The organism is Desulfocurvus sp. DL1XJH-121, assembly GCF_054819825.1.
Genome location: NZ_JBTVWW010000010.1, coordinates 30,791 through 45,504, shown reverse-complemented (window position 1 = coordinate 45,504; position 14,714 = coordinate 30,791). Strand labels below are relative to the sequence as shown.

The 14,714-nt window shown below is 65.8% G+C and carries 8 protein-coding genes; 4 read left to right on the top strand and 4 right to left on the bottom strand.

Annotated features, from left to right (window positions below):
* Genes ACYYG1_RS08725 through ACYYG1_RS08710 form a run of 4 tightly spaced genes read left to right on the top strand, consistent with a single transcriptional unit; the run spans window position 1 to window position 11,611 of the window.
* Window positions 1-1,623, top strand: a complete 1,623-nt coding sequence (locus ACYYG1_RS08725; RefSeq protein ID WP_461209915.1) for a hypothetical protein — start codon at window positions 1-3, stop codon at window positions 1,621-1,623.
* The gene (locus ACYYG1_RS08720; protein ID WP_461209914.1) at window positions 1,616-9,811 is read left to right on the top strand and encodes an LPD3 domain-containing protein; all 8,196 of its coding nucleotides are present in this window, start codon (window positions 1,616-1,618) and stop codon (window positions 9,809-9,811) included. The genes ACYYG1_RS08725 and ACYYG1_RS08720 overlap by 8 nt, the downstream gene beginning before the upstream one ends.
* Before the next feature lie 6 nt (window positions 9,812-9,817).
* Window positions 9,818-11,065: a phage tail protein gene (locus ACYYG1_RS08715; protein WP_461209913.1), complete on the top strand. Its 1,248-nt coding sequence runs from the start codon at window positions 9,818-9,820 to the stop codon at window positions 11,063-11,065.
* Between the two features lie 9 nt (window positions 11,066-11,074).
* Window positions 11,075-11,611 carry a hypothetical protein gene (locus ACYYG1_RS08710; RefSeq protein ID WP_461209912.1) on the top strand — a complete coding sequence of 179 codons (537 nt, stop codon included), beginning with the start codon at window positions 11,075-11,077 and terminating at the stop codon, window positions 11,609-11,611.
* Between the two features lie 591 nt (window positions 11,612-12,202).
* Here ACYYG1_RS08710 and ACYYG1_RS08705 read toward each other — a convergent pair.
* The 4 genes from ACYYG1_RS08705 to ACYYG1_RS08690 form a co-directional block, all read right to left on the bottom strand.
* Window positions 12,203-12,388, bottom strand: a complete 186-nt coding sequence (locus ACYYG1_RS08705) for a hypothetical protein (protein WP_461209911.1) — start codon at window positions 12,386-12,388, stop codon at window positions 12,203-12,205.
* Window positions 12,385-13,326: a hypothetical protein gene (locus ACYYG1_RS08700; protein WP_461209910.1), complete on the bottom strand. Its 942-nt coding sequence runs from the start codon at window positions 13,324-13,326 to the stop codon at window positions 12,385-12,387. Before ACYYG1_RS08700 ends, ACYYG1_RS08705 begins: the two co-directional genes overlap by 4 nt.
* 333 nt (window positions 13,327-13,659) lie before the next feature.
* Window positions 13,660-13,995, bottom strand: coding sequence for a hypothetical protein (locus ACYYG1_RS08695; protein WP_461209909.1), 336 nt, complete (start codon window positions 13,993-13,995; stop codon window positions 13,660-13,662).
* A 137-nt stretch (window positions 13,996-14,132) separates the two neighbouring features.
* A complete protein-coding gene (locus ACYYG1_RS08690) occupies window positions 14,133-14,693 on the bottom strand; it encodes a DNA-3-methyladenine glycosylase I (protein ID WP_461209908.1) in 561 nt (186 codons plus the stop codon).
* Window positions 14,694-14,714 lie beyond the last annotated feature (21 nt).

The following is a 14,714-nucleotide window of genomic DNA, read 5'->3' as shown; positions in this document are numbered from 1 at the left end:
ATGCGCATCGGTTCGGCTCCGGACTTCACGATTCAGGCCCAGGCGTTGCAGAACACCGGGCAGACCCTGGGCAAGGTCAGCGACATGCTCACGACCTTCGCCCTGGAGCGCCGGGCCGCGCGCAACAAACGCGACCTCGCCCATGCCCGCGTGGAGATGGCCCGGGAGTTCTCGGCCCTGGATCAGCAGTTCATGGCCGACCAGGACTTCGAGACCGCAGAGCAGCGCTGGGAGGAGGGCGCGGCCGCAGCGCGCAACCGCGTGCTCTCGCGCGTGCAGGACCCGGAGCTGCGCGAGGACGTGGGGCTGGAACTGGAGTTCTCCACCATTCGTTACCGCAACCAGTTCAGCAAGGATGTGTTTGCGCGGGAGCGGGACATGACCCTGGCGCAACTGGACGAGGACACGGAGCATTACCTGAACCAGTACGTGAACGCGCCCTCGGACGAGGCCGCCGCGCAGGCCGGGGCGGACTTCCGGGACGCCCTGGACGGGGCGCGGCGCTTTGCGGGCAATGCAGAGGCCTTGAAACGCCTGGATGCCTTCGAGGACGCCGCGCGCTACGGCCGGGCCATGCGCATCGCCGAACACGGGGACTACGAGGGCCTGGACATGGCGGAGTATCAGGACCTCTCGCCCGAGCAGCACGAGAGCCTGCGCGGGGCCCTGGACAAGCGCAGGCATTCCGAGGCCGTGGACGCCGGGTTGGCCGGGGTGAAGGGCCTGGCCTACGTGGATCAGCTCGAAGCCGCGCGCGGCATCCAGGACAAGGACGTGCGCGACGAGGTGGTGCAGGAAGTGGAGCGCGTCCACGCCCTGGACGAACGGATCAAGAGCGAGCGCCAGACGGCGGCCTACGACGACGCCTGGGATCGCGCCGTGGACACGGCCCAAGGCAAGGCGGACAAGCCCCTGACCATCCCCGAAATCCGCGCTTCGGACTTCACCCCCGCGCAGAAGGAACATCTCATGGCCATGGTCAAGGGCGGAGCCGACGACCAGGCCAAGGCCATGGATTATCACGCCTACGGCCTGGAGCGCCGCATCATCGCCGGGGACGGCAACGTGGATGACAGCTACATCTGGGCCGAGTACCGGGCCGGGCGCCTCACCAAGGAGGGCAAGGGCAAGCTCATCGCGGCCTGGCAGGATCAGAAGACTTCGCCCTCTCTTGGCTGGGCCAAGGAGGTTTTGCTGGCCGAGTTCCCCGAAGCGGACGAAAAGAACCGCGAGACCTACACGCTGCTGGACGGAACCGAGGTCGAAACCACGCCCAAGGCGCGGTATCTGGAGAGCCTGAACACCTGGCTGCGGCAGTTCAAGGAGGACAAGGGCCGGGCACCGGACCAGAACGAGATTCTGGACATGGGACGCAAGATCATGCGGCCCGAGGTGGAGGGCTCTTGGTTCTTCGGCGTGGGCGAGGTGGCCGCGCCGTTCAAGACGGGCAAGAGCATGCGCGATTTCCAGGCCGAGGACCTGGGCCGGAGCGTGGGCACCGAGGTGCGCTGGGACGAGGAGGGGCGGTTCTTCTGGTGGGTGCAAAACGGCAAGACCTTCGCCCAGCGTCCGGACGGAAGCCGGGTGCAGATCAAGACCGGCGCGGGAGGCGGCCATGAATAAGCCCACGCCGGAAAGCATTCGGCAGGCCATGGCGGCCGGGGATTATCAGGTTGTGGAGCCCGGGCAGATCGCCGGGGCCGGGTTGGAGTTCGTACCCGTGCCCGGCCTGGACGTGCGCAACGCCTGGTCCCTGACCCGGGACGCCAACCCCGACGAGGTGGCCGAGCGCTCAAAACTCGCGCGGCAAATGGGCCTGGACGCTGTGACGGCGCGGACCATGGACCTGCACGAGTTGCGCATGCGCGCAGACCTGGGCGCGGACTTCGACGTGCTGCAGGCCGAAGCGCCGGGGCTCATGGAGTGGGCCGCGCGGCCCGAGAACATGGCCGTGGCCCGGGACGACCTGTCCAACCTGCGGGCCGTGGAGGGAGAGATTCGGCAGGCTCCCTTGCCCTACACCCTGCACGACCTGGAGGAGGGGGCCAAGGACGTGGCCCGCAATCTGTTGGGTTCCGTGAAGGGCTTGGCGGATTATTTCCGCGAGATGGACCGCCGGGCCCTGGCCGGATTGAGCCCCGAGGCGCGGGAAAAGGAGATCGCAAGGCGCGAGGGCATGAGCGACCTGGCCAAGACCTTCGCCCTGGGGCCCGAGGACCTGCGGGCGGTGAGCGACTGGGCCGCAGAGGGCGTGGCGGACGAGAAGCTGGAGCGCCTGGACTTCCCCACGCGCGAGGGCTTGGCGGGCTACTGGGACGACGTGGTGCGCACGGCTCCGCAGATTATCTCGCAAATCTTGACCACCACCGCCGCCGGACACGTGGCGGGCATGGCCTTCATGGGCGCGCAGATCGGGGGCGGCCAGTACCTGGACCTTACGTCCCGGGGCGTGGACCCGGTGCGGGCCTTTCACGCCTCCCTGGCCAACGCCTCCTTGCAAGCGCCCCTGGAGCAGATCGGTATCGGCCGGGCCCTCAAGGTCTGGAAGCCCGGCGCGGGCGTGGGCCGTGTGTTTCGTGGCTTGTTGGAGGGTGGCGGCACGGAGTTTTTCACCGAGTGGCTGCAGAAGTATCCCGAGGCGGCGAGCGAGATTTGGGGCCTTGCCCAACAGAAGGGCCAGACCCCGCAGGAGCAGGTGGACGAGTTCTTCAACCGTTTTGGCGAGTTCACGGCTCAAGGCATCTACGAGGGCCTGGTGGCCATGCCCTTCGGCGGACTGACCGGCGGCGTCAACGCGGCGGCGCAGACCTCCATTGAGCGCGCCAAGGCCGCCGATCTGGCCGTGCATCTGGAACGCCTCAAGGAGTTGGCCGGGCTGTCCAAGCTGGCCACGCGCGACGATGCGCGGTTTGCGGACTTTGTGGACCGGGTGAGCGCCGAGGAAGGGTTCAGCCACGTCTACGTGCCCGCCGAGGCCGTGCAGCGTTTTGCTCAGGCCGCCGGAACGGATGCGGAGGCCTGGATAGAGGACTACGGCGTGGACTGGAACGAATGGGCCGAGGCGCGCATCACCGGCGGCACCGTGCGTCTGCCCGTGGGGCAGGTGGTGACGCATCTCACGTCCGACGACGTGCTCCAGGAGTTGCGCCCCATCATGCGCCGCGAGCCCGGGGATTGGTCCGAGGGCAGCCTGGACGAGGAGGCTGCGGACGCGCGCGAGGCCCAGGCTCTGCTGCAGCAGCGCTACCAGGAGGAAGAGAAGCGCATGGCCGCGCCCGAGGCCGTGCGGCAGATCCGGGACCAGATTCAGGCCATGGGCTACACGCCCGAGCAGGCCGCGCTCCACGCCGCGCTCTACGAGCACCGGGCCAATACCTGGGCACGCAAGAGCGGGGGCACGGCGGCGGATTGGTTTGCGCGCAAGAACCTGCGTTTTGAGCGCGGGGCAGCCCCGGAAGGCGGGTATGCCCAGGCGGCCATGTATCGCAACGACTTGTCTTTGGGCGATTTCGTGGCTCGGGCCTTGGAAGAACCGGGCGCAAAGGACTCTTGGGTGCCTGTGGGCACGACGCCCCAGGGCGAGGAGATAGGCCTGTCGGCCAGCGCCGTGCGGCACATCAGCAAGGGGCATCCCGAATATGCGGATTGGGAGCGGATCGGGGACGTGGTGGCCGGGGCCGACGAGGTTATCACGGGGCGTAAACCAAAGCGAAAGGTGTATGTCTCGTATGACCAGGGGCAGGGCCACGCCGTGGTGCTGGAGCAGGCCAAAAACCGCGCTTTTGTGGTCACGGCGTTCAAGGGCGGGAAAAATGAAATTGAGGCCTGGGCCAGGAGGAAAGCAAAGGAAGTGTCTGGTGACCGGCGGCTGCCCCGGCGTGCCCAAGCTCCGCAAGGCGGAGACGACATCCAGATCACTTCCTCTGTACCAGAAAACATAACCAGCGCGAGCGACCAGGTCAAGGGGGTTTGGGCGGCCGTGGCGCCATTCCAGACCACGGCGGTCAACGCGCTGCCCCTGCGCGTGGTGGACACGGAGGCGGAACTGCCCGAGGCCCTGCGCGCGGCGCACCAGCAGGGGGACGGACCCCTGCGCGGCGGCGTGGACCAGGGCGTGGTCTGGCTGGCCGCGGAACATCTGGCCACGCCCGAGGAAGCACAGAGCCAGTGGCGGCACGAGCAGGGGCTACACCGTGGCCTGCCCGGATTCTTCGGCGTGGAGGCGGGCGGCGAGCGGGCCGTGCTGGCCTCGCGTCGGCTGGACGGGTTCCTGGACCGCGTGTTCGAGCACGGTGGGGAGGAGAGCTTTCAAATCTACCGGGACGAGTACGGCCTGGACTTCTCCAAGCCCGAGCATCGGCGCATCGCGGCGGAGGAGCGCCTGGCGCGCATCGCAGAGCGCCTGGACCTGGGCGAGGACCTGAACGCCGCAGACCGCTCCGCCTGGGACGCCTTCCTGGCCTTCCTGCGGGATCTGGCCCGGGACATGGGCCTGGACCTGGCGCTCACGGATGAGGAGATCATCGCCACGGTGCGCGGGGCCATGCGCTGGACCATGGAGGGCGAGGGGGGGGCGCAGCGATACGCGCAGCCCATGAATCCCGGCCTGGACCCGGACATGGAGATGCGCGTCATCGAGGCCGAGCCCCGGTTCCAGGGGCAGAACCCCCTGGTGCTGCGCAAGCGCTTTCCCCGGGAAATCGTGGACGCCATCCTGGACAAGGACGCGGACGGCCAGCCGCGCCCCGTGCGCAACGAGCACACGGGCTGGGACATCGAGGTTACCAAAAGCGGGGTGGACCACGCCGTGGGACGGACCGGCGGCCACGCGGGGGAGTCCACGGAAACCATGCTGGGGCGGCTGGAAGTGCTGCCGCATTTGCGGGACATCCTGCGGCATGCCGTGCTGATCGAAACCCACGCGGACCGCAAGGACCAGTTCGGGATCGGGGACATCCACCGCTTCTACGCGCCTGTGCGCATCGGTGACGACCTGCACGCCGTGCGGGTGACTGTGAAGGAGTCGAGGAGCGGGGGGAGCCGCGTGGAAGCCGTGGACGTGAAGCGCTTCTATTCCGCAGCCGTGGACAAGACCATGCCCGCCGGTACCTCCCAGGCACGCCCGGAGGCTATCCCTGGGCCCTCGGCGGGCATGACTATGATAAAGATACGCACCCTGTTGGATGGAGTCAAGGATGCGTATGGGGAATCCTATGTTCCCGCGCAGCGCTACGCGCAACCGGCAAACGCCGACGTGGACCCGGACATGGAGATGCGCGTCGTGGACCTCTCGGACGTTGCGCCCGTGACCATCGGCGGCCCGCAGGGCAAGGCCTGGGCGGCGCAGTGGGAGGGAGCGCCCCTGGAGATCGAAACCCGCACCCGCGGGCGCTGGACAGCCCGATTGCGGGGCCGCAAGACCAGGGACAAGCAGCATCCGTTCTGGTCCAGCCGCCAGGGCCGCCCGCGCCAGGACACGGCGCGGCGCAAGGCCTTGGCCGCCCTGGACAAGGTGCTGGACGCAACGGTGCTCATCGAGAGCTTCCCCAACCGCAAAACCGACGGCAAGCCGGACGTGGAGACGGTGCATTGGCTCTACGTTCCCGTGCGCACGGGCGGGAAAACATCCCTGCTGCGGATAACGGCTTTCGAGAGGAAGGGAACAACGCCCCAGATTGACGGGGTGGAGGTCTACGACCTGCTGCCTAAAGGAAAACTCCCCACGGCGGCGACATCCAAAAGAGGACGAGGAGCCGGACCCGAGGGGAGCACAATTACGATACGAGCCATGCTGGCGCGTGTCAAGGACGCCGACGGAAATCCTTATGTCTTCTCCCAGGGAGACCGGGCCGAAGTCCTCTTCCGCCAGGCCGAGACCGTTGTGCGCACTTTCAACGGGGCGAACCTTTCCAGCCTGTTGCACGAGAACGGGCATGTGTTCCTGGAGGACCTAGCCGAGAGCGCGGCGCAGGGGGTGGAGGAGCAGGAGTTCGAGGACATCAAGGCCTGGTTCGAGCGGAACGCAGCCCAGGTGGTGGTGGAGTTGCGCGGGGACGCGGAGATTTCCCAGGCGCTCGGGGAGCGCGGCGGGGCGGACTATGTGGCCGGGCTGGCCAGGGGGCTCTCCGGGTTCGCCTCCAAGGATGCCGTGGATGCGGCCGTGCTGGCCCGGTTCCATGAAATGTTCGCGCGCGGCTTCGAGGCCTGGCTGCGCGAGGGCAAGGCCCCGTCCCTGGAACTGGACGGCGCGTTCGCCCGCTTCCGGGCCTGGCTGGTGCGCATCTACCGCTCGGTGCGGGGGCTCAGCGTGAACCTGGACGACGAGGTGCGCCGGGTCATGGAGCGCATGCTGGCCACGGAGGAGCAGATCGAGGCGGCAGCCCGGGTGCGCGGGATGGTGCGCATGATGGACGGCCTGGAGGAAGTGGGCATGAGCGAGGTCGACGCGGCGGAGTATCGTCGCCTGGCCGCCGAAGCCCAGGCCAAGGCCGCCGCCCGCCTGGAGCGCGAGAAGAACCGGGACCGGAACGCCCGCCTGCGCGCCTGGCGCGAGGAGATAGAGACCGAGGTGGACGAGCGCCAGGGCATCCGCACTGTGCGCTGGCTGTCGCGCGGCGAGGGGCCGCGCACGCCCAAGGCCAAGGCCGTGGAGATGGAGGCCGCAGGGCGCAGCCCGCAGGAGATCATGGACGCCACGGGCTGGTATCGCACTGAGGCCGGGGGCTGGGGCAACCGGGCCATGATCGGCCCCGGCCTGAACAAGGCCGATTTCCTGGTGCGCTACGGCATCGAGGACGTGGAGAAGCTGCCGCGCACTGTGCCGCCTCTGTTGCGTGACGACGGCCTGCCCCTGGACATGGCCGCCGTGGAGGCCGGGTACGAGACCGCCGACGACATGATGCAGGACATTTTCAACACCAAGTCCCGGGCGCAGATTGTGGAGGAGACCCTGCGCGCGAGAGAGGCGGCCTGGGACGGCCAGGCGGACCCGCAGGCGCAGCTCGGCGGCGAAGACTACGCGCGGCTGCTGGAGCTGGAGTCCGAGGCCCTGGCTCGCATGGCCGGGAACGGCAAGGGCAGGGCCATGCAGGCCCGAGCGCTGCGCTCCTGGGCCGAGTCGCAAACCGCGCAGGCGTCCCTGTCCGAGGCCCGGGACGTGGCAAAGCTCCTGGCCGACGCCAAGCGCAACCGCGTGGCCGCCATCCGGGCGCAGCGCGAGAACCGCTACGCGGACGCCTTTGCGGCCAACGAGAACCTGCGGCGCATCGAGGCCTTGCTGGCCGTGCGCTATAAGGTGCGCACCGAGATTCCAGATATCCTGCGGCGCATGAAGCGCCTGGCCCGGGGCAAGCGCCTGACCAACGCCTACCGCGAGCAGATCCTGGGCGTGCTGGAGCGCTACGGCCTGGGCTCGCCCACCATGCGGCCCAACGATCCGGACGGGCGGTCCCCGCTGTTCCGGTTCCTGGCCCCGGGCGGGGGCGGGGTCATGGACGTGCGCCCGGATTTCCCGGACTGGCTGCTGGGCGAGCAGCGCGCCGGGGACTACAGCAAGACATTCACCCTCGGGGATCTGCGCGACGCGGACCGCCTGGTGCGCCATTTGGTCGTGCGGGGCCGCATGGCCGCGGACGAGGCCCTGTCCAAGGACGGCATGCGCATCAGTGAGCGCGCGGCCAGGCAGGCCGAGGCCATGCACGGTCTCGGGGACAAGAAGGTCTGGGCCAAGGGCAGCGTCATGCGCACCCTCACGGCTCCGGGCCGCAAGTGGCTGCCCGAGATTTCCAATCAGCTCTACATGCTGAAAATGGCCGACGGCTGGAGCAACCAGGGCCCGGACGGTGCCATGGGGCCCAACGAGGAGATGGCGGGCTGGATAATCGAGGCGTTGAACGAGGAAAAGCGCCTCTGGGCGCGGTTCGGCGTGGAGTTGCAGCCGCTCTTGGACCACTTCTCGCGCCGGCTGGCCGAGGAGTCCAAGCGTCTGGACCTGGGCGTGCCCGTGACCAAGGCCATGCGGGAGCACGGCATCGAGGCCTGGACTATGGAAATGGTCTTCGCCGCGGCGCTCAACTGCGGCAACAACGGCAACCTCCTGGCCTTGGTGGACGGCTACGGCCTGGTGGAACAGGAGACCCTGGACCAGGTGCTCAAGCAGGCCAAGCAGATGCGCATGAATCCCGAGGAGACCAAGCGCCGCGTCCAGGACGTGAAGGTGCGCCTTGGCTGGGAAAAGGTCCGCAAGCTGTGCCAGCCCCTCACGGACGAGGATTGGCGCGTGATCCAGGCCACCTGGGACCTCATCAATTCGGCCTATCCCGTGCTGGACGCCACGTACAAGAAGATGACGGGCGTGCCCATGAAGAAGGTGGAGGCGCGGCCCTTCCTGGCTCCGTCGGGCTCGGGAGTGGCCTTGATGGGCGGGTACTATCCCCTGGTCTTCGACGGGCGCTTCGCGGACAGCGTGAAGACCTGGCAGGAGGTGGAGGACTGGCTGGACGGGGAGGGGCAGTTCCAGACCCCCTCGGCGCGCTCGGGCTTCGTGAACGAGCGTGTGGGCACCAGCCTTCCCCCGCGCCTGGACCTGGGCGTCATCTCCCAGCACCTGGGCGACGTGCTGCACTACGCCACGCATGCGCCGGTCCTGAAGGACGTGGACCGTATCACGCGCGAGGCGGCCTGGGCGGACGAGTTTAAGCGCGTGTTCGGCGTGGAGGCCTACGCGCAGATAAGGCCCTGGCTCAAGCACATCGCCAGGCGCGAAAAGCCCCCGGTGGGGCAGTTCCACCAACTCGTGGAGCAGCACCGCAGGCTGGCCACCATCGCCATTCTCGGACTCAATACCTCGGTAGCCCTTAAGCAGCCGTTCTCCCTGTTCGGCGCGGCCACGGAGATGGGCTGGGGGCCCATGCTCGCGGGCGTGGGCATGGTCGCCGCGCGCCGTGGCGAGATGGTGGCCCAGGTCAACGAACTCTCGGTGTACATGGCCCAGCGCTCCTCGGCCTGGGACCGCGAGATTCAGGCCGCGCTCATGCGCAGCCAGGTGGACAAGCGCTCCGTGTGGATCAAGGGCAAGGAGTACGGCTGGCGCGATGTGCAGGACTTCTCCTTCGTGCTCATCCGCATGATGGACTCGGCCACGGTCTATCCCATCTGGGCCGGGGCACACGCCAAGGCCGTGGCCGAGGGCATGGCCCCGGACGAGGCCGTGGCCTACGCTGACCGCATCGTGCGCGACACACAGCCCAGCGCCGACGCCGTGGACTTGGCCGCGTGGCAGCGCGGGCACGGCATCTACCGCCTGTTCAGCATGTTCATGACCTTCACCCTCAAGTGGGGGCAGCGCCAGCGGTTCTATCTGGGCGGCTGGCGCCAGGGCAAGGTCAGCACCCGGCGCATGATGCGGCACGTGGCCTACGAGTGGCTGCTGCCGCCCATGGTCATGTCGCTGATGCTTTCCTTGCTGCGCACGGGCGAACCGCCCGAGCCCAAGGATTTGCTGCTGGAGATGCTGGGCTATCAGGTGGCAGGCTATCCCATCCTGAACCAGGTCCTGGGCGCGGTGCAGTACAACCGCGGGCTCATGGAGAGCCCGGCCAGCCGGGGGGTGGACATCCTCTGGACGGCGGCGCGCAAGGGCTTCGACGCGGCGCGGGGCGAGGTGGACGAACGTACGTTCTGGGCCCTGGGCGAGGCCCTGTCCTATTCCTCTGGCCTGCCCGTGGCCAAGGTGCTCAAGACCGCGCGCGACGGCCTGGACAGCAACAACCCTTTCAACCTCATCATGACCAACCCCAAACGACGGAGGTAGGGCCCCATGATTACCGAAACCACGCCGCGCACCAGCTATCCGGGCAACGGCGCCACAACGGAATTCCCCATCTCCTGGCCCTGGGGCGGCGAAGAGGAGGTCAAAGCCAAGATCACGGGCGGAGCCGAGGACGTGGCCCTGGTGCCGGACACGGATTTCAGCCTCACGGGCGGGGACGGGGCCTCCGGGACCCTGACCCTGGCCGGGGACCCCTTGGAGGAAGGTCTGAACCTCGTCATCTGGCGCGAGACGGCCCTTAGCCAGACGCGCAACTGGGGGGGGCTCTCCAGCGTGGACCCCACGAAGGTGGGCGAAGGACACGACAAACTGACGCGCATTGCCCAGGACATCTCCATGCGCCTCGGTGATGTGGAGGAGGGGGTCGAGGATCTGGACTCGGCAGTGAGCGAAGCCGAGGCCGCGCAGGTGGCGGCCGAGGCGGCGGCCGTGGGCCTAGCTGCCGCCGTGCTCGCGGCGCAGGAGGCTCAAGAGGCGGCCGAAGCGGCGGCAGCAGCGGTGGCACTGCCGGCGACGGGCGCGGCAAATGCTTTCCTCACGGTCAATGGGGATGGCGATGGGCTGGAGTACGCTGGCGGGGCAGCCGCGCGGGCTAAGCTGGGCCTGGGAACGGCGGCGGTGGCGGACACGGGCGTGGCGGCGGGCAACGTGCCCGTGCTGGACGCGGGGGGGCTCCTGGACCCGGGGCTTGTCGCGGACATGCAGGGGGACGCGGGCGCGGGTGGGGCGCGCGGGCTGGTGCCCGCTCCCGCTGCCGGAGACGCGGGCAAGGCACTCCTGGGCAGCGGTGCGTGGGGAGTGATGCCATCCGTGCCCTCGGGATGCGTGGCCTGGTTCGGCGCGCACTCGCCGCCGGAGGGCTGGCTGGAATGCGATGGAGCGGCCGTGTCGCGCACCACTTACGCGGACCTGTTCGCAGCCATCGGCGAGATCCATGGCTCGGGCGACGGTAGCACCACTTTCAACCTGCCTGACCAGCGCGGTCAGTTCGTGCGTGGCTGGGACAACGGCGCAGGTGTGGATTCGGGGCGCGCGTTGGGCAGCAGCCAGAGCGACCAGAACCTTTCTCACGCCCACACCTGCACCAACGTGTCCGCCGGTACGATTATCGGGAACCAATACGGGGGGACGCCGGGATATTACACCGTGTCCGTGTCGAGCGGCGCCACTGGCAGCAGCGGTGGCACCGAGGCCCGCCCTAAAAACGTGGCGCTCATGGCCATCATCAAATACTAGGAGGCGCGCATGCAGATTTACAATTACGATCCGGACAGCGGCGAATACCTGGGAGAGAGTGCGGCGCGCCTGGACCCCAAAGAGAGCGTGGCCCAGGGGCAGGATGTGTATCTGACCCCGGCGAACGCCACCACCGAGGCCCCGCCCGAGGCCGTGGCCGGGTACGCCCGTTGCTACGTGTCCGGGGCCTGGGTTCAAGTGGAGGATCACCGGGGCGAGACGTACTACAGCACTGCCACGGGCGAAGCCGTGACCATCGAGGACCTGGGCCCGCTGCCCGGCGAGATCACCGACACCGCGCCTGGCGAACAGCAGATCTGGGACGCAGCGGCCGGGGCTTGGGTGGACGACCAGGCGGCCATGGACGCGGCCGTCCTGGGGGCAATCGACGCGCAGCTCGCGGCCCTTGACTTGGCAGCCGTGCGCCCCCTGCGCGCCGTGCTGGCCGCTGAGCAGGCGGGAACGACTCCAAACGCCGAAGACGTGGCCATGTTGGCCAGCCTGGAGGCCCAGGCCGTGGCCCTGCGCGTGGAGCGGGCCGGGTAGGTGGTGGAGTAGGGAGGGGCGAACCCCGGTTTGATACTGGGACGGTTAATATCCTTGTGCGAAGTCAGGCTCCCCTTTGACTCCCCTTGCAACTCCCCTTGTTCACGCTGTTTGACGTGTTTTGAAGTTGTCGAAGTGCCTGTAATCATTGTTTAGATGTTTTACAGGTGGCCTCAAAATCTGCCGCCTGTATGGGTGTGGGAGTTCGATTCTCCCCTCCGGCACCACATGGAATTAAAGGGCTTTTCGCATCAGTGTCGACTGAGCGGGAAGCCCTTTTGTTTGCTGCCTGACGTTGTGGCTCTAGCCTAGCCATTGGCGCAAGGTTGTTGCGTAATTTGAGATGAGGTGGCGGTGTTATCGCGTGCAAAGGTTATGTGAATTAAGAGTGTTGATTGGTTGTTACACGAGTATGTGTGGGGGGGCGGCGTGGGGCGAAATGAGGCTTGAAGCTGGTGTGGGAGTAAAGGTTGCTCGTCTAGTAGGAAGGGCCGAACGATAATTACGCGCCCTGTCCGAGGAAGTGACGGCGTGGTGGAAGGACAGACTGGTTGGATTTCTTGAAAGAGAAGAGCCCGGATATCCGGGCCCTTAGCTCACTTGTTTGCGGGGTTCTCCCCCGTTGCGGAAAGACGTCTTGCTTAGGAGGGTCTTACTCCTCTTGATTCGTTCGCGAATCTCTTCCGCCTGTTTTTCAAGTGTCTTGCGATCCATCGGCTCCTCACCATTTGTCATCCAAGAGCCTCGCTCATTAACGCATTCAGTCTTGGAATTCATGTTGCCTCCATGCTTCTTTCGACCCTTTTGCGCATCATGTGCAAGCTATGCTCCAATATAAGACGGCGCTGCATTTTGTCAAAGACAAATGTGTAATATTGCTTGGCCCATGTTCGATCTTTGAAATATCCCGGGCTTTCGGGAGCATATACACAGATGGCGAGACGGACTTCCCGGAGATGGGGGATAACAACCGGGTAACAAATCATTGAGCCACGTCGCGTATCGTCGGGTTCTCGGTAAAAATTGATGCCCTGTTTCGTTTTTGAGGTGTCCGGCACAATGACCAATTTTTTGGTTTTGATCGCCTTTGCAATGGGGGTGCCGGGACCGTTGAGCTTATCGATCGGAGTCGTGGGGTACGAGTCGCTTGGAGCGTAGGCGATTGGCTGATCGAGAACTTTCTTATCTTTAATGTAAAAAATAGCAACTTTTAATTTTGTGTTTGCCTGGTCTAAGGCCCTAAAAAACAGGAAAATAGATTGAGCTATTTCCCTTATTTGCGATTCTGGTTGCGTTATTTCAAGGAAAACTTTGGCACCGAATTCTGGTCCCTTTGGGTGACCGTTGGTGGCGGAGAGTTTTTTTGCTATTTCGCAAAACCGATCAAGCTTTGCCGAGACTGGCCGCTCGATGACATCAAGGAATGCGAGAAGACCGTCGTCTTGGAGGGGTATACCAGAGCAATATGCTGATTTTAAAGGAAAAAGTGATAGGCCGCTTAGGATGAAAGCGATAGTGGAACTACCTAAAACAGCCCAAACGGGATGGCCCGTAAGCCATGCATGAAGACTAGGGTATTCTGTGAATATTATTTCTGCAACGGCCGGTGTGTTCGGGTTGTAGAAGTGCGAAGGGAGGTTTACAACGAAGCCAGCAAGGAGCCATAACCCGAGTGCCCATTTGATTTTCCAAACATGTTTAATGATGCGCTTCATCCTGGCTCCAAATTATGTGTGCCACGCCTTTTATATAAAATGAAATACTGCGTCAACGTCTATACAAGAATAGCCATAGGCGCATTCTTTGCGCAGGGTTAGCTGCTCGGCGCAACTCCCTGTCAATAGCCAATTTTTGCCAGCTAGCGCACTGTCGTGCCTTTTCCTGTACGTCTCGAAGAGTCGGGTTGAGGCTTGTCTCTATTCTGGAGGGGGCTGCGCGGCGGCCGGCCGAAGGACGCAAGTCCGGGGAAGGCGATAGGAGCCCTTGTGGATGGAGTGTGAAAGGGTGCAACCAGGAGCTTTTCAGGTCGGAAGAGCCCTGGCCGTGCTCTAGAACCCGTCGAGATCCGCCAGCTTCTTGCCGGTCAGATGGATCGTGACCCCGGGATGGGCTTCGGATTCGCCTGTGCCCGAGAAGTCCTCGCCATGGATCTTGCCCCTGAACAGGAGCACGGCCTCGTCCACGGGGCCGAACAGGCTTTCCCGGACGTCGGTCCAGCGCTTTTCATAGACCACGGCCATGAGCGTATCCTCCGTGACACAGTACGATCCATAGTAGTAGTAGCTGTGGTCGCCGCCGTAGAGCTTTCCGTTCTTGATGACGATGGTCGTGAAGAAGGATTCGTCCTGTGCCCTGTACTGGACCCCGTACAGCCCTTCGATCATTGCCGCCTCCATGTGGTTGAGAGGGGAGAGTGGAGCCAGCATAGCATGGCGGGCGGGCTGACGGGAAGGGAAGAAGGGACGCGCGCGGCGGCCGAAGGCCCCGGCATGGATCGTCGGCGGGGAAATGCCGCCCGCCCCTAGGACAGTTCGGCGTGGCGGAAGCAGTCCACCAGGTGGTCGTTCACCATGCCCACGGCCTGCATGAAGGCGTAGCAGATGGTCGGGCCCACGAAGGTGAAGCCGTCTTTTTTCAGGGCCTTGCTCATGGCTTCGGCCTCGGGGGTGGAGGCGGGGACGTCCTGGCTGGTTCGCCAGGCGTTGACCCTGGGCGCGCCGTCCGCGAAGCGCCAGACATAGGCGTCGAAGGAGCCGTATCTGTCCCGCGCGGCCAGGAAGGCGCGGGCGTTCTGCACCGTGGAGGCGATCTTGAGGCGGTTGCGGATGATGCGCGCATCCCGCGCCAGCTCGGCCAGGCGGCGTTCGTCGTAGCGGGCCACGGCCTCGGCGTCGAAGCCGTCCAGGGCCGCGCGGTAGCCCTCGCGGCGCTTGAGGATGGTCAGCCAGGACAGCCCGGCCTGCGCGCCCTCCAGGATCAGGAATTCGAACAGCCGCGCGTCGTCGTGCTCGGGCGCGCCCCATTCCGTGTCGTGGTAGGCGATCTCCAGCTCGTGCCGGGCCCAGGGGCAGCGTGTGCGCATGAGGCGGTTCCTTTTCGCGGT

Coding starts and splice junctions, on each gene's coding strand:
- ACYYG1_RS08720 (WP_461209914.1), top strand. CDS start 1,616: ATGAATAAGCCCACGCCGGAAAGCATTCGGCAGGCCATGGCGGCCGGG.
- ACYYG1_RS08690 (WP_461209908.1), bottom strand. CDS start 14,693: ATGCGCACACGCTGCCCCTGGGCCCGGCACGAGCTGGAGATCGCCTAC.
- ACYYG1_RS08695 (WP_461209909.1), bottom strand. CDS start 13,995: ATGATCGAAGGGCTGTACGGGGTCCAGTACAGGGCACAGGACGAATCC.
- ACYYG1_RS08725 (WP_461209915.1), top strand. CDS start 1: ATGCGCATCGGTTCGGCTCCGGACTTCACGATTCAGGCCCAGGCGTTG.
- ACYYG1_RS08705 (WP_461209911.1), bottom strand. CDS start 12,388: ATGAATTCCAAGACTGAATGCGTTAATGAGCGAGGCTCTTGGATGACA.
- ACYYG1_RS08715 (WP_461209913.1), top strand. CDS start 9,818: ATGATTACCGAAACCACGCCGCGCACCAGCTATCCGGGCAACGGCGCC.
- ACYYG1_RS08710 (WP_461209912.1), top strand. CDS start 11,075: ATGCAGATTTACAATTACGATCCGGACAGCGGCGAATACCTGGGAGAG.
- ACYYG1_RS08700 (WP_461209910.1), bottom strand. CDS start 13,326: ATGAAGCGCATCATTAAACATGTTTGGAAAATCAAATGGGCACTCGGG.